The 20,350-nt window shown below is 61.3% G+C and carries 30 protein-coding genes and 1 tRNA gene; 4 read left to right on the forward strand and 27 right to left on the reverse strand.

Going from position 1 to position 20,350, the window contains the following annotated elements; genetic code table 11:
- Positions 1-72 precede the first annotated feature (72 nt).
- Positions 73-1,746 carry an FAD-dependent monooxygenase gene (locus CEY11_RS21195; protein WP_088605415.1) on the forward strand — a complete coding sequence of 558 codons (1,674 nt, stop codon included), beginning with the start codon at positions 73-75 and terminating at the stop codon, positions 1,744-1,746.
- Here the strand turns inward: CEY11_RS21195 and CEY11_RS21200 are convergent.
- From CEY11_RS21200 to CEY11_RS21210, 3 genes are all read right to left on the reverse strand, one after another.
- A complete protein-coding gene (locus CEY11_RS21200; protein ID WP_088605416.1) occupies positions 1,689-2,411 on the reverse strand; it encodes a GntR family transcriptional regulator in 723 nt (240 codons plus the stop codon). The genes CEY11_RS21195 and CEY11_RS21200 overlap by 58 nt on opposite strands.
- On the reverse strand, positions 2,404-3,486 hold the full coding sequence (locus tag CEY11_RS21205) for a VOC family protein (RefSeq protein WP_088605417.1): 1,083 nt from the start codon (positions 3,484-3,486) through the stop codon (positions 2,404-2,406). The genes CEY11_RS21200 and CEY11_RS21205 overlap by 8 nt, the downstream gene beginning before the upstream one ends.
- Positions 3,487-3,700: 214 nt before the next feature.
- Positions 3,701-4,552: a fumarylacetoacetate hydrolase family protein gene (locus CEY11_RS21210; RefSeq protein ID WP_088605418.1), complete on the reverse strand. Its 852-nt coding sequence runs from the start codon at positions 4,550-4,552 to the stop codon at positions 3,701-3,703.
- Between the two features lie 310 nt (positions 4,553-4,862).
- Here CEY11_RS21210 and CEY11_RS21215 point away from each other — a divergent pair, with 310 nt between their 5' ends.
- Positions 4,863-5,153, forward strand: a complete 291-nt coding sequence (locus CEY11_RS21215; protein WP_088605419.1) for a nucleotidyltransferase family protein — start codon at positions 4,863-4,865, stop codon at positions 5,151-5,153.
- Entirely contained in the window at positions 5,150-5,503 is a 354-nt protein-coding gene (locus CEY11_RS21220) for a HepT-like ribonuclease domain-containing protein (RefSeq protein ID WP_088605420.1), read from the forward strand. Before CEY11_RS21215 ends, CEY11_RS21220 begins: the two co-directional genes overlap by 4 nt.
- 57 nt (positions 5,504-5,560) lie before the next feature.
- Here CEY11_RS21220 and CEY11_RS25455 read toward each other — a convergent pair.
- The 17 genes from CEY11_RS25455 to CEY11_RS21300 all read right to left on the reverse strand — a co-directional run bounded on the left by CEY11_RS25455 (position 5,561) and on the right by CEY11_RS21300 (position 17,212).
- Positions 5,561-5,686 (reverse strand) — tRNA-Ile (locus CEY11_RS25455).
- A 47-nt stretch (positions 5,687-5,733) separates the two neighbouring features.
- A complete protein-coding gene (locus CEY11_RS21225; protein WP_198958955.1) occupies positions 5,734-6,807 on the reverse strand; it encodes a tyrosine-type recombinase/integrase in 1,074 nt (357 codons plus the stop codon).
- Positions 6,791-7,060 carry a hypothetical protein gene (locus tag CEY11_RS21230; protein ID WP_088605421.1) on the reverse strand — a complete coding sequence of 90 codons (270 nt, stop codon included), beginning with the start codon at positions 7,058-7,060 and terminating at the stop codon, positions 6,791-6,793. Before CEY11_RS21230 ends, CEY11_RS21225 begins: the two co-directional genes overlap by 17 nt.
- A 61-nt stretch (positions 7,061-7,121) precedes the next feature.
- The gene (locus tag CEY11_RS21235) at positions 7,122-7,526 is read right to left on the reverse strand and encodes a hypothetical protein (RefSeq protein ID WP_088605422.1); all 405 of its coding nucleotides are present in this window, start codon (positions 7,524-7,526) and stop codon (positions 7,122-7,124) included.
- Between the two features lie 78 nt (positions 7,527-7,604).
- Positions 7,605-7,988 carry a hypothetical protein gene (locus CEY11_RS21240; protein WP_088605423.1) on the reverse strand — a complete coding sequence of 128 codons (384 nt, stop codon included), beginning with the start codon at positions 7,986-7,988 and terminating at the stop codon, positions 7,605-7,607.
- A 63-nt stretch (positions 7,989-8,051) separates the two neighbouring features.
- Positions 8,052-8,312, reverse strand: coding sequence for a hypothetical protein (locus CEY11_RS21245; RefSeq protein WP_088605424.1), 261 nt, complete (start codon positions 8,310-8,312; stop codon positions 8,052-8,054).
- Entirely contained in the window at positions 8,309-9,937 is a 1,629-nt protein-coding gene (locus CEY11_RS21250; protein WP_158215404.1) for a Lar family restriction alleviation protein, read from the reverse strand. Before CEY11_RS21250 ends, CEY11_RS21245 begins: the two co-directional genes overlap by 4 nt.
- The gene (locus CEY11_RS21255) at positions 9,930-10,319 is read right to left on the reverse strand and encodes a hypothetical protein (RefSeq protein ID WP_088605426.1); all 390 of its coding nucleotides are present in this window, start codon (positions 10,317-10,319) and stop codon (positions 9,930-9,932) included. The genes CEY11_RS21250 and CEY11_RS21255 overlap by 8 nt, the downstream gene beginning before the upstream one ends.
- Positions 10,312-10,536, reverse strand: coding sequence for a hypothetical protein (locus CEY11_RS21260; protein ID WP_088605427.1), 225 nt, complete (start codon positions 10,534-10,536; stop codon positions 10,312-10,314). The genes CEY11_RS21255 and CEY11_RS21260 overlap by 8 nt, the downstream gene beginning before the upstream one ends.
- A 154-nt stretch (positions 10,537-10,690) precedes the next feature.
- On the reverse strand, positions 10,691-11,305 hold the full coding sequence (locus CEY11_RS21265) for a hypothetical protein (RefSeq protein WP_088605428.1): 615 nt from the start codon (positions 11,303-11,305) through the stop codon (positions 10,691-10,693).
- Positions 11,306-11,541: 236 nt separating this feature from the next.
- Complete coding sequence (locus tag CEY11_RS21270) at positions 11,542-11,952, reverse strand: antirestriction protein (protein ID WP_088605429.1); 411 nt, start codon at positions 11,950-11,952, stop codon at positions 11,542-11,544.
- Entirely contained in the window at positions 11,949-12,203 is a 255-nt protein-coding gene (locus CEY11_RS21275; RefSeq protein ID WP_088605430.1) for a hypothetical protein, read from the reverse strand. The genes CEY11_RS21270 and CEY11_RS21275 overlap by 4 nt, the downstream gene beginning before the upstream one ends.
- 178 nt (positions 12,204-12,381) lie before the next feature.
- The gene (locus CEY11_RS21280) at positions 12,382-12,840 is read right to left on the reverse strand and encodes a hypothetical protein (RefSeq protein WP_088605431.1); all 459 of its coding nucleotides are present in this window, start codon (positions 12,838-12,840) and stop codon (positions 12,382-12,384) included.
- Between the two features lie 16 nt (positions 12,841-12,856).
- Positions 12,857-14,059, reverse strand: coding sequence for a class II glutamine amidotransferase domain-containing protein (locus CEY11_RS21285; protein WP_088605432.1), 1,203 nt, complete (start codon positions 14,057-14,059; stop codon positions 12,857-12,859).
- A 12-nt stretch (positions 14,060-14,071) separates the two neighbouring features.
- Positions 14,072-14,284, reverse strand: coding sequence for a hypothetical protein (locus tag CEY11_RS21290; protein WP_088605433.1), 213 nt, complete (start codon positions 14,282-14,284; stop codon positions 14,072-14,074).
- The gene (locus CEY11_RS21295) at positions 14,285-16,414 is read right to left on the reverse strand and encodes a hypothetical protein (protein ID WP_088605434.1); all 2,130 of its coding nucleotides are present in this window, start codon (positions 16,412-16,414) and stop codon (positions 14,285-14,287) included.
- 99 nt (positions 16,415-16,513) lie between these two features.
- Positions 16,514-17,212, reverse strand: a complete 699-nt coding sequence (locus CEY11_RS21300) for a hypothetical protein (protein WP_088605435.1) — start codon at positions 17,210-17,212, stop codon at positions 16,514-16,516.
- Positions 17,213-17,342: 130 nt separating this feature from the next.
- Between CEY11_RS21300 and CEY11_RS25460 the strand changes: the two genes are divergently transcribed.
- Complete coding sequence (locus tag CEY11_RS25460; RefSeq protein ID WP_158215405.1) at positions 17,343-17,489, forward strand: hypothetical protein; 147 nt, start codon at positions 17,343-17,345, stop codon at positions 17,487-17,489.
- Here CEY11_RS25460 and CEY11_RS21305 read toward each other — a convergent pair.
- From CEY11_RS21305 to CEY11_RS21335, 7 genes are all read right to left on the reverse strand, one after another.
- A complete protein-coding gene (locus tag CEY11_RS21305; protein WP_088605436.1) occupies positions 17,486-17,824 on the reverse strand; it encodes a hypothetical protein in 339 nt (112 codons plus the stop codon). The two genes, CEY11_RS25460 and CEY11_RS21305, sit on opposite strands and share 4 nt — an antisense overlap.
- A complete protein-coding gene (locus CEY11_RS21310) occupies positions 17,821-18,180 on the reverse strand; it encodes a hypothetical protein (protein ID WP_143322989.1) in 360 nt (119 codons plus the stop codon). The genes CEY11_RS21305 and CEY11_RS21310 overlap by 4 nt, the downstream gene beginning before the upstream one ends.
- Positions 18,173-18,556: a hypothetical protein gene (locus CEY11_RS21315; RefSeq protein WP_143322990.1), complete on the reverse strand. Its 384-nt coding sequence runs from the start codon at positions 18,554-18,556 to the stop codon at positions 18,173-18,175. Before CEY11_RS21315 ends, CEY11_RS21310 begins: the two co-directional genes overlap by 8 nt.
- Positions 18,557-18,617: 61 nt before the next feature.
- Positions 18,618-19,136 carry a hypothetical protein gene (locus CEY11_RS21320; RefSeq protein ID WP_088605439.1) on the reverse strand — a complete coding sequence of 173 codons (519 nt, stop codon included), beginning with the start codon at positions 19,134-19,136 and terminating at the stop codon, positions 18,618-18,620.
- 2 nt (positions 19,137-19,138) lie between these two features.
- A complete protein-coding gene (locus CEY11_RS21325) occupies positions 19,139-19,318 on the reverse strand; it encodes a hypothetical protein (RefSeq protein WP_088605440.1) in 180 nt (59 codons plus the stop codon).
- A gap of 52 nt (positions 19,319-19,370) precedes the next feature.
- Positions 19,371-19,604 carry a hypothetical protein gene (locus tag CEY11_RS21330; RefSeq protein ID WP_088605441.1) on the reverse strand — a complete coding sequence of 78 codons (234 nt, stop codon included), beginning with the start codon at positions 19,602-19,604 and terminating at the stop codon, positions 19,371-19,373.
- 47 nt (positions 19,605-19,651) lie between these two features.
- Positions 19,652-20,083 carry a hypothetical protein gene (locus CEY11_RS21335; protein ID WP_088605442.1) on the reverse strand — a complete coding sequence of 144 codons (432 nt, stop codon included), beginning with the start codon at positions 20,081-20,083 and terminating at the stop codon, positions 19,652-19,654.
- Positions 20,084-20,350 lie beyond the last annotated feature (267 nt).

Genomic DNA, 20,350 nt, shown 5'->3' on the forward strand with positions numbered 1-20,350 from the left:
CCGGCGGCTGCAATCGAGTCTTCGAGCTTAACTTCAAGCCTATGGCGGCCTTGGCGGCCCGCAGGAGTATTCATGTCCTCTGAGATTTCCCTTACTTCCCCGCGTCGCGCCCGCGTGCTGATCGTGGGTGCCGGCCCGGTGGGGCTGGCCTTGGCCATAGAGCTGGGGCATCGCGGCATACCGTGCCTGCTGGTCGAGCGCAACGACCGGGTGGGTTACGCGCCGCGCGCCAAGACCACCAATGTGCGCACCCGCGAACATATGCGCCGCTGGGGCATTGCCGGCAAGCTGCGGGCCGCCTCGCCCCTGGGTGTGGACTATCCCTCCAATGTGCTGTTCGTCACGCGGCTGGCCGGTGCCGAGCTGGCGCGCTTCGATAATGCCTTTTACTGCGCGCCTGGACGCAATCCCTTGTATTCGGAACATGCGCAATGGATCCCGCAGTATCGCGTGGAAGAGGTCATGCGCGAACACGCCCAGTCGCTGCCGGGCGTGGAGCTGCGCTTCAACTGCGAATTCAAGTCGCTCGAGCAGGACGGCCGCGGCGTGCGTGCCGTCCTGTTCGACCGCGCAGGCGGCGCCAGCAGCGAGGTCGCGGTGGACTTCCTGGTCGGCGCCGACGGCGCGCGCAGTTCCGTGCGCGCCGCCATAGGCGGAACCATGCAGGGCGAGTACGGGCTTTCGCGCAACTACAACATTGTCTTTCGCGCGCCGGGGCTGGCTGCGGCGCACCGGCATGGGCCCGCCATCATGTACTGGCAGATCAACAGCGACGCCCCGAGTCTGATCGGGCCCATGGATCGCGGCGACAAGTGGTTCTTCATGCCCACCAAGGTTCCCGAGAACATGAGCCGCGGTGAGCTGGACGCCGGCGCCTTGATCCGCCGCGCCACCGGCATCGACTTGCCCTACGAGGTGCTGAGCACCGACGAATGGGTGGCCAGTCGGCTGATCTGCGACCGCTATCGCGAGCGCCGGGTGTTCCTGGCCGGCGACGCCTGCCACCTGCATCCGCCGTTCGGCGGCTACGGCATGAACATGGGCATTGCGGACGGTGTCGATCTGGGCTGGAAGCTGGCGGCGGTGCTGCAGGGCTGGGGCGGTGCGGTTTTGCTCGACAGCTACGAAGCCGAGCGCCGCCCGGTGCATCTGCGGGTGCTGGACGAATCGGTGGCCAACCATGCGGTGCTGGGCAACCAGCTCGTGGCCGAAGGCCTGGAAGCCGAAGGGCCTGAAGGTGACAATGTGCGCCGGCAGGTCGGCGCGCGCATCGCTGCGGCCAAGCTGCGGGAATTTTCCACCTTGGGCGTGGTGCTGGGCGACAGCTACGTGAACTCGCCGGTCGTCGCGGCCGAAGAGGGCGGCGCGGCAGCGGCGGACTTCATCAATTACGTGCCGTCCGCCATGCCCGGCCGCCTGGCGCCGCACGCCTGGATGCACGACGGCAGCTCGCTGTACGACCATTTCGGCGCCGGCTTCACGCTGCTGGCCATGCCCGATGCATCTTGCGCAGAGCTGGATCTGGCGCGGCGGCATGCCGCCCTGCGCGGCGTGCCCTTGCAGGTGGTGCAGCGCGCCGAGCCCGCCCTGCCCAGCTTATACGGCGCGCGCTACACCCTGGTGCGTCCCGACCAGCACGTCGCCTGGCGCGGCGCGGCGTGGCCCGCCGCGGGCGAGGCCTTGCTCGATCAGGTCGCGGGGCGTGCCGCGCCCATGTGCGCCAGCAGCAGGTCGGCCGTGGTTTGATAATGGCGCGTCAGCAATTCGCAAGCCTGGTCGGCATCGCCGGCCAGTATCGCGTCGACGATGGCCTGGTGCTCGGTGCGTACCTCGCTGCCGCGTTCCGGCCTGGCCACGGCCAGCGACAGATAGCGGTAGCGGGAAGTCTGGTCGCGCAGCTGCGTGGAAAAACGCTGCAGCCAAACGGATCCGCAGCCCTTGAGCAGCGTGGCGTGGAATTCGGTATGAGCGTTTTCCCAGTCGGGGCTCATCTGCCTGTCCTGGCCCGGCACGGTAATCGCCATACGCCGGATGCGGTGCAGGGCGGCGACCACCTCGCCTTCCCATTGGGGGTCGGCCCGAGCGATTGCCTCGCGCAGGGCTAATGATTCGATCTGCTGGCGCGCCAGCGTGATGTCGCGCAAATCGTCTTTCGACAACTCGGCGACGCGAAAACCTTTCTGATCCACCGCCACCACGAAGCCGCTGGCGCACAGGCGCGACAAGGCCTCGCGCAAGGGAATGACGCCGGCCCCGTATCGGGCGGAGAGATCTTTCAGGCGCAGCTTGGCGCCGGCTTCGAAGCGGCCGTTGATCAGATCCTGGCGCAGGGCCTGTTCGAGTATCGAGGCCTGTGTGCGGCCGCCGGGCTCGGGCCCGGCCTGCGCCGCGGCGCCTCGTGCTTCACTCATGTGCGGGTTCCGCTGCGGCTTCCGTGTTGTGGATGAAATAGGGCGGGACGTCGGGGCCCCATTGGTACAGCGAATCTTCGGGCGGGTAGTCGCCGGCCGGCCAGTTGCTGCCGGCTGAAATGTAGTCGATGTCGGCCGAGTATTCGCAGAACGAGCCCCAAGGATCCAGCACGTAATGGAAGAAGTTCGAGCCCAGCACGTGGCGCCCGGTGCCCCAGCCCTGCTTGTAGCCGGCCGCGGCCATCTGCGAGGCCCCCTGGCCGACTTCGTCGACGCTGGCGACATCCCACGAGGCGTGGTGCCAGCCGCGCGCCGAGCTTTTGGCGAAGGCCACCAGGTGGTGGTCGCAGCCATGCGGCGCGTGCATGAAGGCGATGATGTCGCCTGATCGATCGGACAGGCGCAGCCCCAGCGCGTCTTGATAAAAGCGCATGGCGCGCAGCACGTCCGGCGTGAACAGCAGCACGTGCGACAGGCGCCGCGGCCGGATCTGCGCAAGCTGCGAGCGGCAGAGCGAGCCGCGTTCGTCCGCCGCCACGTGGATATTGTCCAGCGGGCTCTTGGTGTCGGGCATGGTCTTGGCGCCCGGCCTGATCTGCAGCAGATTGCCGTCGGGATCGAAGAACCAGATGCCGTCGGTATCGCGGCCGGTGTCCACGTCGCCGCCGCCGCGGACATCGCTGCGGGTGCTAGTGTCGATGCTGGTGCTGGTGCTGGTGCCGGCATTACCGGCCTCCCGTCGCGCGTACGGATGGCCGTCGGCCGATCGCGCGCCCGCCGCGGCCAGCTGGGCGCGGATGCGTTCCAGGTCGGCGGCATGGCAATTGAGGCTCAGGTAGGCCAGCGCCTTGCGCGCGCCGGGCAGTATCCGGGCCCAGCGGTGGCCGTCGGCGGCGCGCAGCTCCAGGCCGTCGGCCACGTCGGTCACGCCCAGCCCGAAGGCTGTGAAGAATTGCCGCGCAACGGCGATATCGGGCACCGTCAGCGCGTAATGGTCGATCGAATGCACGGCGGCATGCCCGGCCGGCGTGGCGCCGGATGCTGCGGAGCCCGGCTGTGCGTGATGCTGATCCATGGATGCGTATCTCCTGCGTGGCGGTTCTGCGTGGCGGCTGCTTGCGGGCCGGGGCTTGAAGCATGGCGCTTGGGGTCAGCCGGCCCCAAGATTGACGGTTAGGAATTGCACATTGGCGCGGCGCACATTGGCGCGGCGCACGTTGGTGCGGCGCACGTTTGCGGTGCACATTGGCGGCGCCAACCCAGCGCCGGCCCTAGTCTTGCGAGCCGGCCTAGCCTTGCCCTTGCGCGCCTTCATCAACGATGGGATTGCGCAGCGGCGCAAAGCCCGTCAGTGACACTTCGCAGACGTCGCCCGCATGCATCAGCAGCTTGGGCTCGCGCGCCCAGCCGATGCCGCTGGGCGTGCCGGTGACGATGACATCGCCAGGTTCCAGCGAGATGGCGTCGCTGATCACGGAAATCAGCGTGGGAACGTCGAAGATCATGGTTTCGGTATTGGCCGACTGCACCACCTTGCCGTTCAGGCGCGTTTCCAGCTGCAGGCCGCGCCCGCCCGGCGGCACTTCGCTGGGGGTTACCAGCTCGGGCCCGAAGCCGCCGGTGGCGTCGAAATTCTTGCCCACGGTCCATTGCGGCGTCAGGAACTGGTATTCGCGCACAGAGCCGTCGTTGAACAGCGCGTAGCCGCCCACGCAGTCCAGCGCGTCGGCCTTGGCGATGTGGCGGCCGCCCTTTTTCAGCACCACCGCCATTTCGCCTTCATAGTCCAGACTGTCGGAAACCTTGGGGCGGACGATGGGCTGGCCGTGGCCCACCAGGCTGGTGTGGTAGCGCGGGAAGATAGTGGGGTAGGTGGGCTGCTCGTACTTGCTTTCCTTGGTGTGGTCGGCGTAGTTCAGGCCGATGCAGAAAATCTTGGTGGGGCGCTCGAGTACCGGCAGGAAGGTGACGTCTTGCTCCGAAACCAGCTGCCCGCCCGTCTTGCCCGACGCGTGGGTTTCCAGGTCTGCGCCCTGGGCCAGCAGCGATTCCAGCGATGCATCGCCCAGGATGCGGATCTTGTCGCCCTCGCGGGCGCCCAGGTGTTTCTTGCCTTCGAAGATGAAACGTACGTAGCGCATGGGTGTTTACCTGTGTCTGTGTATGGGATGAAGGAGGCCGCGCCCGGCCGTGCCGGATGCCGGGTGTGCGGCCCAATAGCGCCGCACACCCGGAATGAAAGTGCCGTCAGGGGCATTCTAGGCAAAAATATATATAAAAACAATATTTATATATATATTTTTAAGCTCAAGCGAGTTGTGGCCCCGATAAACAGGGCTGACGGCAGTGTAGGCAACGGCTTGTCACGCCTGGCGACAGTTGTGCCGAGATGAAGGTATATCGCATAAAATTACCAGTCCAGTTGTGAGGTGCGCTGCGTAGGGTGGATCCATGCGACCGTCGGTAGCTCTCGATATGAAGCGAATCGCCATACGTGAGGCGACTGGCCGCTTTCGCGCGGCGAATCCGCGTGTATTCGGCTCCGTTGTGCGCGGCACCGATCGGGATGGCAGCGATCTCGATATCTTGGTTGATGCCTTGCCTGGGGCTACCTTGTTCGACCTGGGAGGGTTGCAAGATGCGTTGCAAACGCTACTTGGCGTCCCCGTTGATCTTCTTACTCCGGCCGACTTACCAGCGAAATTCCGAGCAAAGGTATTGGCGGAAGCCAGGCCGATATGATTGAGAGCCGCTTGCCCGACTACATCGGTCACATGCAGCAAGCTGCGGCCGATGCGCTTGACTATGTGGATGGGATGGACAAGCCGGGCTTCCTGGCTGACAAACGCACTCAACAAGCCGTTATCTTGAATCTCATTGTTTTGGGTGAGGCTGCAGCTAAGGTAATGGACAACTACCCCGAGTTTGCGCAAGCGCGTCCGGAAGTCCCGTGGCGCAACATTCGTGGCATGCGTAATCGCATTGCGCACGGGTACTTTGATATCAATTTAGATGTTGTTTGGGATACGCTGCAGGCGGCATTGCCCGTCTTGCTGGCGCAACTGCTGGATATAGCTCGGGATGGTAATTGAGATCCGGCACCAATAGCAAAGGCCACCCCGAAGGGTGGCCCAAGCGCCTGGTATTCCTGGTGCCCCCCCCGTGAGTCGAACACGGCACCAACGGATTATGAGTCCGCGCCTTAGCTCTGAAATTTTTCCTGTAGTATCAATCAACTAGATTTTCATATGTCTCATAAAATCGTTAACCCAGGTTAACCACACCGTAGGGAAACTTGGGCGCAACGGCCCGATATGAGACGCTACAGCATGGCTATTTCTAGGGGATTGGGGCTGGCCGTTTCCGTCCACCGCGCCTTAACGTAAGTCTCAGTAGTGGTTTTGTTGGCGTGCCCACATAACTGCTGGATGCGCTCTAGCTGCTCGCCGGCTCGCCATAGATCTGTGGCTCCCTTACCCTTCAGGTCGCGGAACCCGAATGAGGCCATATCAGCCAGGGCTGGGAATTTTTTCCTGGCCTTGTTCTGGGCGTAGGTGAGCATTGCGGTGATGCCTGAGTAAGTGTACACGCCGCCTTTACGGGTGCAAACCAGCGGCCGCTCGTCATTGGGTTTATCTCCCATGGCCGCATGCACCAGCATGCCTAGCTGGCCAGTCAGGGCGATATCCAGGCGCGCGTGGGTCTTGTTCTGGGTAAACCGCAGCACCTCACCGCCGTCCTTCTGCTGGACGTTGGCTGGCGTCCAGTACAGGATGTCGCTCTCGGGGCGTTGTAGCGTGCGGTAGGTCAGTTCCATCATGAGCTTGACCGGTGGCGGGGCACAGGCAAACACACCGCGGTATTCGGCGTGGGTGACATAGCGCTCGCGCCGGCGCTCAGAATTTTTCTTCACCCCCGACTCGCGCATGCAGGGGTTAACCCGCATGGGCACCTTGCCGGTACGGATCAGCCACGACAGGCAGGACGACAAGCACGCAATCTCTCGGTTGGATGGCACCGCGCGCCCCGCGCGCTGACCCTCGGTCAAGTAGGTCTGGATGTGGTGGGGCTCGATGGTGAAGGGCAGCAGCTTGCCGAAGAACACCTTCAGCTCCTCGACTGCTTTGGTGTAGTCGTCCAGGGTGCGCTGAGCCAGGGTCTTGGCTTTTACCCTGGCCTCGCAGTCCACGAGAAACATGCGCAGCCAGTACCCAGTCGTGCCGTACTCGCCAGTGGGGTCGTTGTAGAGCGCAGCGCGTTCCTTGGCGCGCGCCACGTCGGTGCCGACATCCTCCCACTTGCCACTGCGGTGGCGATACCAGAACTTGCCGTGCTGCCAGGCTAGGCGCGTGCCGGCCAGACCCAGCGGGTCGCCACCCTTACGCGGGCGCCCCATGGCGGTTCCATCGTGCGCGCAAACTCTCCAGGTCGCCCATCACCTCAGCAGGTGCGTCATCGCGCGGCGCACCCAGGACACGCTCGAACTCGGAGCGGGCGAGCAGCACACGCCCACTCGGCTTGCGGGCGGCGCGCATACCCAACCGTTGAGTGATGAAGCGGTATTGTGCTGCGGGCATCGTCAGGGGTTTGCAGATGTCGGCAATCTCGGGCTCGGTCAGGTAGAGTCGGGGAGGCTCAATATTACTCATCGTGGAGGCTCCAATAAAAAAGCGACCCGAAGGTCGCTAGGTGGTTGTGTGCGGCACATCTCTATATCTCCACGACTTTGTACACGGGATCACCGCACTTGACTGCTATCCCGAATACTTTTTCCACTCGCAGTACACGCGCTGTGACGAGGCGCGGGCGGTCGCTATTCGCAATGCTGCTCAGGATGCGCTTCGCTTCGTACTCAGCATCTCTCAACGTGTTGTGCACAATAGTTGGTGCGTCGGCACCATCTACAGACACCATGTAACCTTTGTTGGGCGTAGCGGACTGCTGGAACATATTGCGCAGTCCCGCTGCCTCGATGACGTAGTCCGCCCCGTACAGCTCCTTGGCAATCCTGATGACCTCGGATACCTGGGACGATGACATCGTATGGCGCAGCTTCACGCCTACAGCGGCGGATGAGTAGCCGTCTTCTATCTTGGTGTTCATAATTTCAAGCATGGTTGTTTCCTTGTCTGGTGGGGGGAATCCCGTGGATTTAAAGACCTGCTGGCCATCCTTAGTGGTTAACACGGTAGGTCACCTGGCCAGATGCGCGGCGTATTCGATCAGGTACACCTTGGGTGCCAGCCAGATCTGCAGCCACTCCAGATTTGTAAAGAGGATGGGTATGGAGATGATTCCGCCGATAGTCGACACAAACACAACCACCATATACGCCGGGGGGTGCTCGCGGTCGTTCCAATACTCCTTGTTTTTGTATATAAGGATATCGAGCACGACGGTGACGATGAACACAACCAGACCTACGGCAAACGCCAGCCCCGATATGGTGGCTTTCCATATCAGCAACTGGTGGATGACATCGGGCAACTGAGCAGATAGAAACTGCTGGCCCGCGTCTAGGCCGGAGATGGTCTTGTTGAGCAGCGCTGCGAGCGCCTGTTGGAGTTGGTCGTTCATGGTTAGATCCTCAAAAGAAAAACGCCGGCATGTGCCGGCGCTGGGGTGGAAAAAGTCAGGTCTTTAAGCGGGCTCATAGCTTGCCGCGAAAACATCGGCCTTGCAGGGATAGAACTCGCCAGTCACGCCTTTTATGATCCAGTCGCCGGGGCTAGCAATCATGTCGCCTTCGAGTGTCGGGATCACCAGTGTCTCGTCGCGGTCGCTCTCGAAGTCAGTAAAACCAACCTCGTCGCACCAGTCGTGAAAAGATTGCGGCACGTCAACGCCAGCGGGTGGAAGCTGGTAGGCTTCGACGACCACGGGTTTCTTGCGGAATTTCATGATTGATCCTCCTTGGCTGCCTTACGATCCATCCGCTCAATCTCGGCCAGGATGAGTGCACCGGCCTTCACAAGGTCGCGCCGGGACGTTGACGGTTTCCACCATTCAACTGCCCAAGGCCATGGGACTGGCGGCACGCCGAACGTGGTGTGGCCACGCATGGTATAGGTGGCGTTGTGGGCATAGGCTTGGGCAGCGTTGGCCAAGACACCGCCAAACCATGTGTCATCCTTCTCGGGCGTGAAGCCCTCGACTGAAACTTGCCGCCGCCGTTCGACCAGGACATCCCGCGCCGCAGGCGTCATGGCTGCTCGTTCCTCGGCGTCGATCATGCCGCGCAGCACACCCCACTCCTGCTCCAGCTGCCTGCAAAGTTCGCGGTTGTAGCTGTCGGGCTGTCCAGTAGCGGTAGTGTCGGAGCGACCCACAAAAAGCATGGTGCCGTCCGGCAAATCGGCCATGCGACCCGCCTCTGTCCAGACTAGGCTTCCGATGGAACCGCCTTTTCGGCTGACGGTTGCGGCCGGTACGCGAGCAGTCGTTGGCTGTGCGGCAATGGGGGCGGCATAGATAGCCTCGCCACCTTTCCAGTGTTTGCCATGCTCGTCATAAGCCGTCTCCAATGTCGCATATGGATGCCCGTGCGCACCGTTACGGATTACCCCAATCTTGCGGGGCGCCGCACTCGCGGCAGGCTGCACCGGGAACGGTTCTGCCTCCGACCAACTCGCCATCTTCGTCCAGCCTTCTACAGCCTGCTCGTCCATCGCGCGCCTGTCTTCGTCCGATAAGTTGTCGCTGCCGACGTTATGGCGCACCGAGCCATCGGGGAGTGTGATGTCGCGCACTGTGCGCAGGTCGTAGACAAGCGGCAGGTACATGGAGCGCCACGCGGGGTCTAGCTGCTCGTGGGTCAGGATGTCGTCCGGCTTATCTTTGTTCTGCCAGGCCACAATTGGCTGCGCGGCAGTGTGGGCATCAAGCTTCGCCACACAGAAGTCGATGGCGTTGATCGCCTGCTGGTGCCCCTGCGCATTGAGCGCTACTTCCTCAGCGCGACGTTTAGCAATATCGACCAATGGCTCCGCATTTGGGGTAGGCAGTGCGCCACGGCCACGCCTAACCCATCCTTGCCTAAAGCCAGAAAAGTACACACGTTTCTGTTCGTCATCCAGGTCGCTCACGCATTCTTGCGAGATGGCGCTATCGAGATCGGCGGGCTGTACCGCAACGGGTGTCGCGTAGAGCGGGGTAGGCGGACTATGGCCATCAACTGATGCATGCGCTACTAGCACGGGCTTGGTGATGCACTCCAATATGTGCGCACACTCCACCGTACTGGCGCTTTCCAAGTCGGGGCGGACAATCCCCAGTATCTGACCAGTATTGATGATTGCCAGCATCAGCTCCACACGGTCGCGGTACGCTCTCACTGCGGGTTCGCTATTAATCCCACGCCTGTTCCACCTGGCTGCAGCTTTCTCGGCCGTGCTGCCGTGGACAGAAGGGTGCACGTTGCATCCCTCGTTGGCGCAGAGAACCACTTCCTCACCGTGGTGTATATGGACGTGCTCGGCCTCGTGCCCACAAAACGGGCAGGGTAGTAGCTTCGGGTCGTCACTCATGGTTCTTCTCCTGGGCATCGTTGACTACTGCTCGGATCTGCTCTATCAGAGTCTCCAGTTGGGGCGACTGCCAACCCTCACCAAACGGGCCTATATCCTCAAGCCCCACCAGAAACTCGTTTGCCTTCCTGAGCAGGTCTGTGAGCGCGCCGCGGCGGTAGGCTGCTTGTAGCTCCCGCACCTTCACCCACTCTGCGTCCAGCTGGGCACGCTCTTTTAGGCGGCGCCGCTTCCGGTCAAGTTCGACGGCAGCGCGGCCATAATCTTGCATCCTGGTATCCAGGTACACATCGTCATCCCTCTCAACGCCGAACTCGTCGTTCGGAATCCTGTAGCCGGACATCCACTTGGGCAGCGACGGCAGCTCAATGGCGTCACTCATGGCCTTTCCCCTTGAGCGTCGCGGCACATTGGGCGCATAGCCCCGCCGGCATGCCGGTTACCGCGCACGCAGCCAGAACGGGATCGGCACCCGCCTTCACCATCTCCGCGATCTTGTCGGTGGTGTGGTTCGTCGTGATGGCGATGTACGTGGCGATGACAACTCCCAACACTGCGGCGATGGCCCAGAACCCGAGCCAGAATTTGTTATCTTCCATGTGAATCTCCTAGTTAACCTGGGTTAATCCAGGCAATAAAAAAGCGACCGTGTGGTCGCTGCTGTTAAAGACCTCGCCTTGCCTTACCTCGCCTCGCCTCGCCATGCCTTGCAGCGCGTGGCCACGCCCTGCCCCGCCACACCGCGGTAAAAAATCACTCCCAACGGTCAATCACAAACTTCCCGAACACGCCACGGAATGTGCCAAGCCCAATAGCCATGCCGCCTTCGGCAAGCAGATTCTTAATCTCCTGCTCCTTGACTTCCTTGTTCGGATAGATGGTCAGGTCGAACTCCATAGACCACGGCAACGGCAGCACTGGGCGTTCCTTCGGGTTCGGTATGCCCTTGTCCAGACGAGCAACAGCGCGGTGCAGATATATGCCACTCTGCTCGTCGACCCGATCCGTGAACGTGCCCACCTCGATGGATTGCCCGTCACGTTTAATCAGAATCGACTCCGCGTTGCCGTCGGCGTCCGCGACGCTGACGAACGACAGGATCGCGTTGCATATCGACTTGTATATTCTCTTGTCCCTCAACCGCTTCGGTGCTGAATTCGTGTTGTGGGCGGTAAAGAACGAAACCAGGTTCAGTGTCGGCAGGCACAGGTTTGATGTGCCGCTGCGCAGATATATCTTTTGGTGCCATTCCAATCTCGTTTGGTTATCCCCGGCGTACCGGTCGAACATGATGGGCGTGACACCGCGAATAGCGACATGCCGCACCACAGTGTTGAGCCTCGTGTCGGATACTGATGAAGTTGTCATGATTTCCTCGTGTAAAAAACCTTGCCTTGCCTTGCCCCGCCATACCGCGCCTAGCCACGCCGCGCCCAGCCCGGCAGCGCTCCGCCACTAGAAAAATGGCTAGTCTCCGTCGCGGCTTTGTCTAAAAACCTTGCCTTGCCCTGCCATACCGCGCCCAGCCTCGCCACACCGCGCCCAGCCCAGCCCAACCTTGCCTCGCCCCGCCGCGGGCATTCATGCAGTCTGGTTAACCTGGGTTAATCAATGGCCTTGCCGATGGCCGCGGCCTCGGGCAGGGTGTAGGCGTAGTCCAGTAGCAGGTGAAACAGGTCACCCGCGTGGCCGTCACCCGCAAAGCTCAAGTGGCTGAATGCGTACAGGCACGCCACGATGCCCAGCGCCTCCGGCGACAGGTACGCATCGGCGTCGTTCATCCCGTTCTTGAAGTGATAGCCGTCCTTGGGGCCGCCCGAAGGGGCCATGAACATGCCACCGTTGGACAGCTCGTAGAACTCCCAGTAGCCACCGGTGTAGTCCGAGTACCGGCTGGCGGTGTCGAACACCATGGCCTCAAATCGCAGCATGTTCTTGCCGAGATGCTTGGGTAGGAACCGCTCGCGCTGGGCCTCGGGCACCAGGGTCTTGGTAACTTCAGTCGTGGTTGTCATATCAATCCTTCTTTTTTCGCCCGTCGGTATCGATAGGCATGGTTCACGACTGCTCCACACGTCAGCCCCAGCTCGCCCGCAATGGCTGCGGTATCCATTCCACGTTTGCGCATGGCCAGCACGAGCGGGCCAAGCTTGCGGGTCATGGGGCCGCAGACGACCTTGCGCTTGCGGGGTGGGGAGAGGGCAGCATTGCGCTGGGCCTGTAGCATCTGGCCCACAATGTGCGCAATGGGTGAGGTGGCAGTCATGATGATCTCTAGTAAAATGGCAGCTGCGGCTGCCTGTTTGGTTACGTGGTGGTTTCCTTTCCGGAGTTGCAACCGGGTAGGGGGTTAAACCCCTACCCACCCAATGCCGTGTAGATCACGGCGGCCAGCGCACCGATGAGCACCGCCAGGCACACGAGATCTATCCACTGGCCCCGCGTCATTTCGCGCCTTCCAGCTCGATGCGCACACTGACCCCACCCAACGACAGCACGATGGCCTTGGCTTGCCCTGCGTCAGGCGTCGAGGTGGCATAGCCCTGGCTCGTGGTCGCCACCGAGGGCAATGCAGCGGGTGTGCTCTGATGCCTAACCTTGGCTTTGCGGCGCGGCACGTTCGGTTTCGTCGTAGGCGTGGGCCTTATGCGCGTCGGGTCGTAATATTCCCAGAGGGCGTTACCCTTTCCATGGGTGCGCCGGCGCATGATCGGGAAAGGCGTAACCCGCATGCTTGCCAGGTGAGACAGGGCGTTGGAAATGTGGATAGCGGTAAACCCCAGTCCCTTCGCGGCATCGGTAGCCGCTATATCATTCGCAGTCAGTGGCTCGGACGCCGTGACAAGCACGTCACGCACCAGCTCCCGAACGAGCTGGGTTTGCTCGGTTATGGCAAAGCTCATAGGTTCTCTCCTAGAATTAAGCAGCATGTGCTGCGGTGACGACCTCGAACGGAAGCTCGGGGGCGGTGTCATCGGCATCGTCGGCGCTGGGCGTATCCGTCCAGTCGCCGTACCAGCAGATAATTTCGGCAATCTTCTGGGTGCTGGCGTCACTGACCATCGACATGCGTGCCAGCGCCCCATAGTCCTTCGCAATCAGCAGCTTGACGATGGCTGCGTCGCGCCCGCCCAAGTCGGTGTCGGGGTTGACCGAGCAGACAAACGACCCGCCTTTCACCAGCGTGGAAAGCGTGAAGTTCGGTCGTTCGGCAATCAGGTCGGCCATGGTGTCGGCGTCGGCGTCGTTGACGGCCTGCCAAATGTCTTCCTCGTAGCCCGCCGCATCCTCATAGGTGGTGGCCTCGTTGCTGGGCGACCCGAGGTTTTCGAGCAACGGCGTAGCGACGCTTGACTGCGGCCCCGTATGGGTTTCGGCGGGCTTTCCCAGCGTCACCACTTTGTTCTGCTGCCGGTTATTCCACCAAGCGTTGCTGTAGCGCGTGCCGTCGTAGTCGTCGAAGTCTCGGTCGTGGCCTGCCCAGCCGTAGCCCGTGTTCTGGCCACCCCAGTAGCGAGTTGGCTTGGCGTAGCCAGGGATCAGCAGGCTTGGTTTCCAGGCGTAGGTATTGGAAAACCACAGGCCGTCGTGCTCGATACCCGCTTGCTTGTTGAGCACCACCAGCTCGCCGTGGTCGGTCATAAAAGCGAACTTGTTCGAGGATCCGATGTCGCTTTCCACCAGGGCTTGCCAGCCGACGTTACTCACGATGTGCGGGTACGCATCCAGCATGGGATGCAGGTAGTCCTGGATGTAGTGCCAGGTGTCCGACTTGGTGGAATCAGCACTGTTGCCGTGGCTGAGCACGCCGTTATGCATCATGGCGAGGCGCCCCGGCAGCACGATATAGGGGTGGCAATTCTCCAGGTCGATATGGCCGTGGGTCTTGTACCGAGCGTGCAGCGCCAGCGGCCTGTCGTCGTTGGGCAGCCGCTTGATGAAGGCGATGAACTGTTTGACCGTGCTGGGTACAACTTTTGGGGTCTTGAGGTGGTGGCGTGCCGTGGCGTACATGGCGCCAACGCCATCGCTGTTGTGGCTGTAGATATCCTCAGCCAGGCCCTCGGTCTTGAGCAGGGTATCCCTGATTTGCTTGGACGTTCCGGTTATCAAAAGGCACATGGTGGTTTCCTTTCAGTTGGTCTTGCGGTGTTGACGAACGTTGATCGCCGCGATGGGGGCGCCCTTGTACAGAACCGTGTATCGTTGAAGTTCTCCGGGCGCTGGGTGGGGCCATGCGGCGAGCACAGCCCCGTAGAGCGTGCGCAGGGTGATGCCCCAGTGGGGGATGGTGACGGTGTGGTTAACCGGGTTAACCAGCACCGGGTCGTGGTTATGCGATTTCATTCAGATCTCCGCGAACAGGCGGGCTGCTGGCGTAGTCTCGATGCGGGTCGTGTTGGCCTTGACGCCGAACCAGCGGGCCAGGTGGGGGTAGACACCGGCGTTGTCGCGCAGCCAGGCAATGAAGTGCTTGCGGCTTAGCTCACGCATGGATGTCCAGCGGCAGAACATCGCTGCGGCATGGGCGAACTCGATCTGGGCCAGCAGCCGGCGCTTATTGAGCGTGCCGCGGAAGATGCGCAGCTCCACCGTCTCGATGTACCGCCCGTCGTGGCCACCGCCGTGACCCTCGTTCAGGCCCAGGCGCCGCACCTCGGGGGGCGGCAGGTTGGACGTGTTGACCATCCGGTACCGGTTTGCACTCTTGCAGCTGACCGCCATCTTGGGGTTGGCCAGGATGAGCTGGCCGTCCTGCCGGCAGTAGGTCTGTGCGTTGGTGTTATTCGCAGGGTGGCGCCCCGCAATCTCCATAATGAGGCGGGCGTTGTCGGCCGAATTGATGAACTGGATGAACTTGCCCAGGGCGGCCTGGCTGAACCCTGCCGAGGACAGGTGTACATGCATGCCGCACCGATCCGTGTCCCACGAAATAAGCCCCGTTGGCGGGCTCCACTCTGCGAATCGCTTGGTGTGTTCTTGCAGTGAGCGTGGGGCGGTGACGATCTCGAAACCGCCGGGCGGCAGGCTGCCATCGCGCTTGAGGATGGCGTAGCCACGACACAGCGAGTCACCCACATCATGGGCGTTGGATCTGGGGTTTTCTGTAGCGACCACCTCCAGCTCGATGCCCATCAGGATGTCGCCGTAGGGAGATACCTTGACGGTGGTGTCTGGCTTTAGGTACTCCAGAACATTCGTGGTGTAGCCCAGCACAGTGCCGGCATCGGGTGGCCGGTTCTCAAGCCATCGACCCGCGTCCTCGTCGTAGTACGCCTGGTCGCGGCTGACATACCGGCTGGTGTCATCAGTCTCGACGTAGCCCTCCGCGCACTCCTGGCACACATGCCCATCTGTGGTGTAGGTCACCTCGTCGACCCACTCGACATGCCCGCAGTCGCAGAGTTCTAGTTCCTCCGGCCACAGGTTGTTCCAGGCGTTAATGGCCAGGCTCAGCGCTTGATGCAACCCTAGGTTAGAAAGGTTGTTCAGCACATCGCGGATGGTATCGTCGTCGTGGGCCGCTATAACTTGGCCGACCTCTTTGTATAGCGCCCTGTCCCTGGCGAACGACAGGCCATCCGTATACATCTGGCCTCTATACTCGGCACGTACAGGTGGCTCGCGGCGCGACAGCGCAGAGACAGGTAGGCAACGAGTAGCGTAAGACGGGTGTCGGCGCCGCAATGTCTCTATGAACTTGGTTCGCAGTACCGGGGGGACGACGCCCATATGCGTTTTTGTACGCATCCCCATCACATACTCACCCACGCCCAGGCTATCCTGGCGGCCGGCTGAGCTGATCCTGAAGCCTAACTGGCGGTCACCGCGTGCACTCAGGTGGCGCACGGCCATGCCTGAGCCATCGTTATAAGAAAACGTCGCCCGCACCCGCAGAGGTTTGTTGCCGAGATAGATTGCCGTCGGTCGCTGGCCCGCCAGGGCGCGCGCCATCCCATGAGAAAACGCACGGGGGTATGGATATGTGATGACGGTGTAGGCCGGGTCGTAGTCCTTCCACACCACGTACGCCCCACGGTTAACGACTTCATCATCGGTGAGGACGCGAAGCCCGAGCCGGGCGTACTGTTCCTCGTAATACGCCCGGTCGGTGTCTGCTTGAGTGTGACCCGCATCGACCGGTGCCTGGGCGGGCGTGGTGTGGATAGGAGATATCTCATAAGCCCAATTGGGGGTGTCGATAATCCTGGCGTTGGCAATCGAACTGTTGATAACCGTCGGCGATGCATCCGGTATTTGCTCCCGTTGCTGGGGCCGATAGATCCGTGCTATATCGTTGGCCCTAACTCGCACATCCCGCAGCGCCCGCTCAAGATCGGGCGGCAGCTCCGCGCTCATCGCTTCCAGAAAGCTGTTCGCGCCTTGCGCCGAGACGAGAGGGTGAATCTCGTCGACCGCTTCGTCGGCCATATCGTCGACATCCAAGTCATTGCTGCGTTCACTGTTCGTAGTCATGGTGGTTTCCTTTGAACAATAAAAAAGACCCCAACCGGTTTCCCGGCGGGGTCGTGAGTCGGTTAACCTGGGTTAACCGTGAGCGGTACTACAAGGCCGTTACGCAGCCTCGTACAGGCACACGCCGTCGCGGCGGCGATGGGTCAGGCGGATATCCTCGTCGGCCACCATGTCGTCGACCGCTTCGGCCACGACCTCGCTCGCCACATTGGGGAATGCCTTCTGGATAGCGGACAGCGTGCGCTTGCTGTACTCGCCGTTATGCAGGAAGCTGAGGATGTCGTCCGAGCTGATGGTGTCGCTGGCGTCCGTGGGAATGGGTTCGGCCGGAACCGGCGGCTGGGTGACCTTGGCGTGGCCGGCTGGGGTCAGGCCGTACAGCGCGGCGCGATCACCGCGGCGGCGCTTGGTAAACACATCGCCGCTGGACATGAGCCCAGACAGAGCGAGGCTCACCCTTTCGCCGGACACGTCAGTCAGCTGGGTCTCCACCCCGCTGAAAGAACGCAAGGTGTAGCGCTCATCGCTGCCCAGCGCGTTGATGACACGCTGCGAGACGCTCACATCGGGCGCCGCCGCTTCGACGGGTGTCTCGGAGGCTTGGGCATCGCCAGCGGTGTCGCCGGTAGACGGCTCGGGATCACCAGCGGCGCGCGTCGTTTCGGGATCACTCTGGCTATCCACCGCTGCTTCAGCGGCGTGGTGCAGGATGACGGCCAGGGAGTCCAGTTCCGAGGGTGCTTTGCCCAGGGACAGGAAGACGTTCAGTTCGCTGATGTTGATGATGGTCTTGCTCATGGTGGTTTCCTTAAAGACTTAAAGAGCCGCGAAATAAAAAGACCCGCACAGTGCGGCAAGCCGTGCGGGCCAGTTGAAAACGATGTGACAGCGCGCGTACTATTAACCTGGGTTAACGAGGGGAAAAATCATGGCGCGCTGGGTGGTGTGGTTGATTACCGCGTTTGCGGTGGTGATTTGGTTGGCGGCGATGTTCAAGGGCAAGGCGTTGCCAGCCGTGGAGACGTCGTGTTTCCTTGCCGGGGTTGTGTGGTTGTTCCACTCGCACAGGTTCTAGTCGCCTTCGGCCTCGAACTCGGCAATGAGGGCATCCATCCAGCGCCGCCGAGCATCTTGGGCGTTGATGCGACCCACAGGTGTGTCTAATTGGTTGCACAGCCTTGGATGATGCTTACGAAGCCAGCCCTCATATGAGGAAGTGTTCGTCCCCAGATGCCTGAATATGCGGCGCGCAATGCGGCGCTGCGCGGGGCAACCGCTGCTATAAGCGCACAGTCCCATGTCCCTGGCTGCGTTGCTAACTGCGTAGCAGATGTACCTAGTCTTCAGGCCGAGGCCCTTGCCATTCCCCAAGTATTTCTTGGCCTTGCGAAGTAGGGTAGAGGCTTTCATTTCCCGCTCCCTTGCTCGTCGCAGGTGTCACCGCCCAGCAGCTTGGCCATAGCGACAGCGTTCTTGTTATAGATATCCCCATGGATGCGCAGCCAGCGGCGCGCGGCAAGCCAGACACGGGTACGGCCGATGAGCCCGAGCTTTTCTTCGGCAGGGCAACAGATAGCCACGAACCACCAGCCATTTGCCCACCATATTGAGACACCGTGCTCGTTGTCGATGGTATAGGGTTGCGTGGTGGTACACATATTGCCCACACTCCAATCTTCCGGCTCTATACGCAACGACGCAACGATGACGCGGGCCACGGGGTTATCTATCCACCGGCGCCACCAGTTTCTGAGTGAGTTAGCCATTGCACTCTCCCGCAGGGTGAAACACCGGGGCGCTGCCGTCCTGGAACAGCTCCAGCACGCCGATGAACATAACGTCATCAAACCCGGAGCAACTGGATTGACCGCCACGCGCCGCCCGCTCGGGGTCGCCAAAAGCCACACCGACGTTGCCATTGCTCCAGACTGGGCGGAACACAGAGGGCTTGACCTCGACCAAATCTAAGCCGGTGTCAACGGCTCCACGGGTGCCAGCTGCCGTGTAGTTCCATGTTTCCTCGCCGTAGCGGCCCGTAACCAGCGCAACGACCTTGAACACCTCGTTATCACGATCCACGCACAGAATTCGCACAGGTTTACCATCACGGGTCTTGTACTTTTTTCCCATTTCGATTTTCATTCTCGAATCTCCAATAAAAAAGCCACCGCGACGGGTGGCTGTGGTTAACCTGGGTTAAGGGTTAGATGTGGTGGAACGTCTTGAACATTTCCAGGATGCGGTCAGCGCCGATAGTGTCGATGGCTGACTGGGCGTGTTCTTTAGTGTCGAAGCAGGGGGATATGCCACGGGTTTTGTTGCACACGTCCTCCCTCACGGTCACGTATATCGACGCCACGCTCTGATCGTCACCTCGCTCAACCTCAATGGTGGCCTGTATCTTGTTACTCGGTGATTCTGTGCCAGGCTGGTGGCGCAACCGCAGCATGGTGTCGATGGCCCTGGCGTATGCCGCCGCAAGCCCCTTGGTCTGGAATATGGTGCCGTGTTGATAGCGTTGTTGGTGCTCGTCGAGCGCCTCGCACGACATGCTGGCTAACTGGCCGCCGAAGTTGTTTATCTCCCAATACTTATCGCCGCTACCGGGCCTAGGTTCAGTGAGCAGCGACGGGCCAGGCTCGGGTGCCTCGATGATGGCGCGCAGTTGTTTGGCTTCACCTTCCAGGGCGGTCAGGCGGGACAGTGCTTCGATTTTGTTCATGGTTATGCCCTCTGTATGAATGGGACGATGTAGTCATAGTTGGCGGGGTTTTGCTGGTAGGCGCCCCATGCCCACGCCAAGTCCCATCGGTCGTAGGAATGCCCGCCGTCTTCGAAATACGCCCTAAGCGCAGCTTCGAACTCAGCCTTGGTGAGCCCCACCAGGGCTTTATCTGGTTCCATAGTTGCTCCAATAAAAAACCCCGCCGGAGCGGGGGTTGTTAACCTGGGTTAATCAGGCTTCGGCGATGCCGAACACCAGCTTGTCGACCACGCATGCGGCGACGAACTCCCACGAGCGCTCCAGCTCGTTGACGTGGATGACGTGCGACAGGTACATCAAGCCGCCCGCCACCGCGATGGTGAACGCCAGGCGTCGCTTCCAGCAGTGGTGGTGTGCACGAGCGCCGTTGGCCAGCTCGGCGCGCATGGCCTCCCGGATCACTAGATCCAGTTCTTGCTTTTCCATTTTGTTTCCCCTTAACGGCCGGGCACCTCGGTGCACCGGCTTGCATATCAATGCACCGTGTGGTTCTCAGCCACGTCGTCGTTGCTAGCCATACCGCTCAACACTTCCTTCAACATGCTGCCCACGATGACCTTGGCCGCTTCACCCAGGATGTGCTCGCGCAGCTCCGGATACTCGTCGATATTGAACGGTGCCATCGACTGCAATTCCTCCAGCGCGCTATCCAGTTCCTCGTCCGTCTTTGCCATGCAGATCTTGCTGGCTAGGGTCGCTGCCACCGGCCCCACAAACACAACGGGCGCGGCGAGATACTTTGTCGCCGCCAGCTCGGCCTTGCGCTCATCCGATATCGGGGCATCCTTGTGGCTGTCGGGGTTAAGGGTAGCGACCTGTGCGCCCCAGCCATTGGCAAACCGATAGATATCCACGCGCTCACCGAAGTTGTTTGTTGCTGTCTTGATGATGCTTTCCAGTTTCATGGTGTTCTCCAGGGTGGTTTCCTTTCATGCAAGCTGTCTCGGCCGCCTGCCGCGCCGTCAAAGCCCACTCCAAGAACCATCATGATGGTAACAATGGCGTGTCTCGTTAACCTGGGTTAACCAGGAATGGGCTTTGAACTTGTCAATCTCTCGCATAGGGGGCCACACTCTCAGGCCGCTTTGTTTATCCGAGCAAATCCCGCCTGCCGGTGCCCAGGCGCCGCGTAGATCATTGAATAGTCGCGTCGCCCACACCCCGTTCGGGGG

The sequence above is a fragment of the Candidimonas nitroreducens genome, from assembly GCF_002209565.1.
Lineage (GTDB): Bacteria > Pseudomonadota > Gammaproteobacteria > Burkholderiales > Burkholderiaceae_B > Candidimonas > Candidimonas nitroreducens.

Excerpts from the sequence above, each read along its gene's own strand:
- CEY11_RS21320 (WP_088605439.1), bottom strand. The coding sequence starts at position 19,136 with ATGAACAAAATCGAAGCACTGTCCCGCCTGACCGCCCTGGAAGGTGAA.
- CEY11_RS21290 (WP_088605433.1), bottom strand. The coding sequence starts at position 14,284 with ATGAAATCGCATAACCACGACCCGGTGCTGGTTAACCCGGTTAACCAC.
- CEY11_RS21215 (WP_088605419.1), top strand. The coding sequence starts at position 4,863 with ATGCGACCGTCGGTAGCTCTCGATATGAAGCGAATCGCCATACGTGAG.
- CEY11_RS21330 (WP_088605441.1), bottom strand. The coding sequence starts at position 19,604 with ATGGAAAAGCAAGAACTGGATCTAGTGATCCGGGAGGCCATGCGCGCC.
- CEY11_RS25460 (WP_158215405.1), top strand. The coding sequence starts at position 17,343 with ATGGCGCGCTGGGTGGTGTGGTTGATTACCGCGTTTGCGGTGGTGATT.
- CEY11_RS21230 (WP_088605421.1), bottom strand. The coding sequence starts at position 7,060 with ATGAGTAATATTGAGCCTCCCCGACTCTACCTGACCGAGCCCGAGATT.
- CEY11_RS21245 (WP_088605424.1), bottom strand. The coding sequence starts at position 8,312 with ATGAAATTCCGCAAGAAACCCGTGGTCGTCGAAGCCTACCAGCTTCCA.
- CEY11_RS21285 (WP_088605432.1), bottom strand. The coding sequence starts at position 14,059 with ATGTGCCTTTTGATAACCGGAACGTCCAAGCAAATCAGGGATACCCTG.
- CEY11_RS21270 (WP_088605429.1), bottom strand. The coding sequence starts at position 11,952 with ATGACAACCACGACTGAAGTTACCAAGACCCTGGTGCCCGAGGCCCAG.
- CEY11_RS21260 (WP_088605427.1), bottom strand. The coding sequence starts at position 10,536 with ATGGAAGATAACAAATTCTGGCTCGGGTTCTGGGCCATCGCCGCAGTG.
- CEY11_RS21335 (WP_088605442.1), bottom strand. The coding sequence starts at position 20,083 with ATGAAACTGGAAAGCATCATCAAGACAGCAACAAACAACTTCGGTGAG.
- CEY11_RS21300 (WP_088605435.1), bottom strand. The coding sequence starts at position 17,212 with ATGAGCAAGACCATCATCAACATCAGCGAACTGAACGTCTTCCTGTCC.
- CEY11_RS21225 (WP_198958955.1), bottom strand. The coding sequence starts at position 6,807 with ATGGGGCGCCCGCGTAAGGGTGGCGACCCGCTGGGTCTGGCCGGCACG.
- CEY11_RS21310 (WP_143322989.1), bottom strand. The coding sequence starts at position 18,180 with ATGGCTAACTCACTCAGAAACTGGTGGCGCCGGTGGATAGATAACCCC.
- CEY11_RS21325 (WP_088605440.1), bottom strand. The coding sequence starts at position 19,318 with ATGGAACCAGATAAAGCCCTGGTGGGGCTCACCAAGGCTGAGTTCGAA.
- CEY11_RS21195 (WP_088605415.1), top strand. The coding sequence starts at position 73 with ATGTCCTCTGAGATTTCCCTTACTTCCCCGCGTCGCGCCCGCGTGCTG.
- CEY11_RS21250 (WP_158215404.1), bottom strand. The coding sequence starts at position 9,937 with ATGAGTGACGACCCGAAGCTACTACCCTGCCCGTTTTGTGGGCACGAG.
- CEY11_RS21265 (WP_088605428.1), bottom strand. The coding sequence starts at position 11,305 with ATGACAACTTCATCAGTATCCGACACGAGGCTCAACACTGTGGTGCGG.
- CEY11_RS21280 (WP_088605431.1), bottom strand. The coding sequence starts at position 12,840 with ATGAGCTTTGCCATAACCGAGCAAACCCAGCTCGTTCGGGAGCTGGTG.
- CEY11_RS21255 (WP_088605426.1), bottom strand. The coding sequence starts at position 10,319 with ATGAGTGACGCCATTGAGCTGCCGTCGCTGCCCAAGTGGATGTCCGGC.
- CEY11_RS21220 (WP_088605420.1), top strand. The coding sequence starts at position 5,150 with ATGATTGAGAGCCGCTTGCCCGACTACATCGGTCACATGCAGCAAGCT.
- CEY11_RS21240 (WP_088605423.1), bottom strand. The coding sequence starts at position 7,988 with ATGAACGACCAACTCCAACAGGCGCTCGCAGCGCTGCTCAACAAGACC.
- CEY11_RS21205 (WP_088605417.1), bottom strand. The coding sequence starts at position 3,486 with ATGGATCAGCATCACGCACAGCCGGGCTCCGCAGCATCCGGCGCCACG.
- CEY11_RS21210 (WP_088605418.1), bottom strand. The coding sequence starts at position 4,552 with ATGCGCTACGTACGTTTCATCTTCGAAGGCAAGAAACACCTGGGCGCC.
- CEY11_RS21305 (WP_088605436.1), bottom strand. The coding sequence starts at position 17,824 with ATGAAAGCCTCTACCCTACTTCGCAAGGCCAAGAAATACTTGGGGAAT.
- CEY11_RS21275 (WP_088605430.1), bottom strand. The coding sequence starts at position 12,203 with ATGACTGCCACCTCACCCATTGCGCACATTGTGGGCCAGATGCTACAG.
- CEY11_RS21235 (WP_088605422.1), bottom strand. The coding sequence starts at position 7,526 with ATGCTTGAAATTATGAACACCAAGATAGAAGACGGCTACTCATCCGCC.
- CEY11_RS21295 (WP_088605434.1), bottom strand. The coding sequence starts at position 16,414 with ATGACTACGAACAGTGAACGCAGCAATGACTTGGATGTCGACGATATG.
- CEY11_RS21315 (WP_143322990.1), bottom strand. The coding sequence starts at position 18,556 with ATGAAAATCGAAATGGGAAAAAAGTACAAGACCCGTGATGGTAAACCT.
- CEY11_RS21200 (WP_088605416.1), bottom strand. The coding sequence starts at position 2,411 with ATGAGTGAAGCACGAGGCGCCGCGGCGCAGGCCGGGCCCGAGCCCGGC.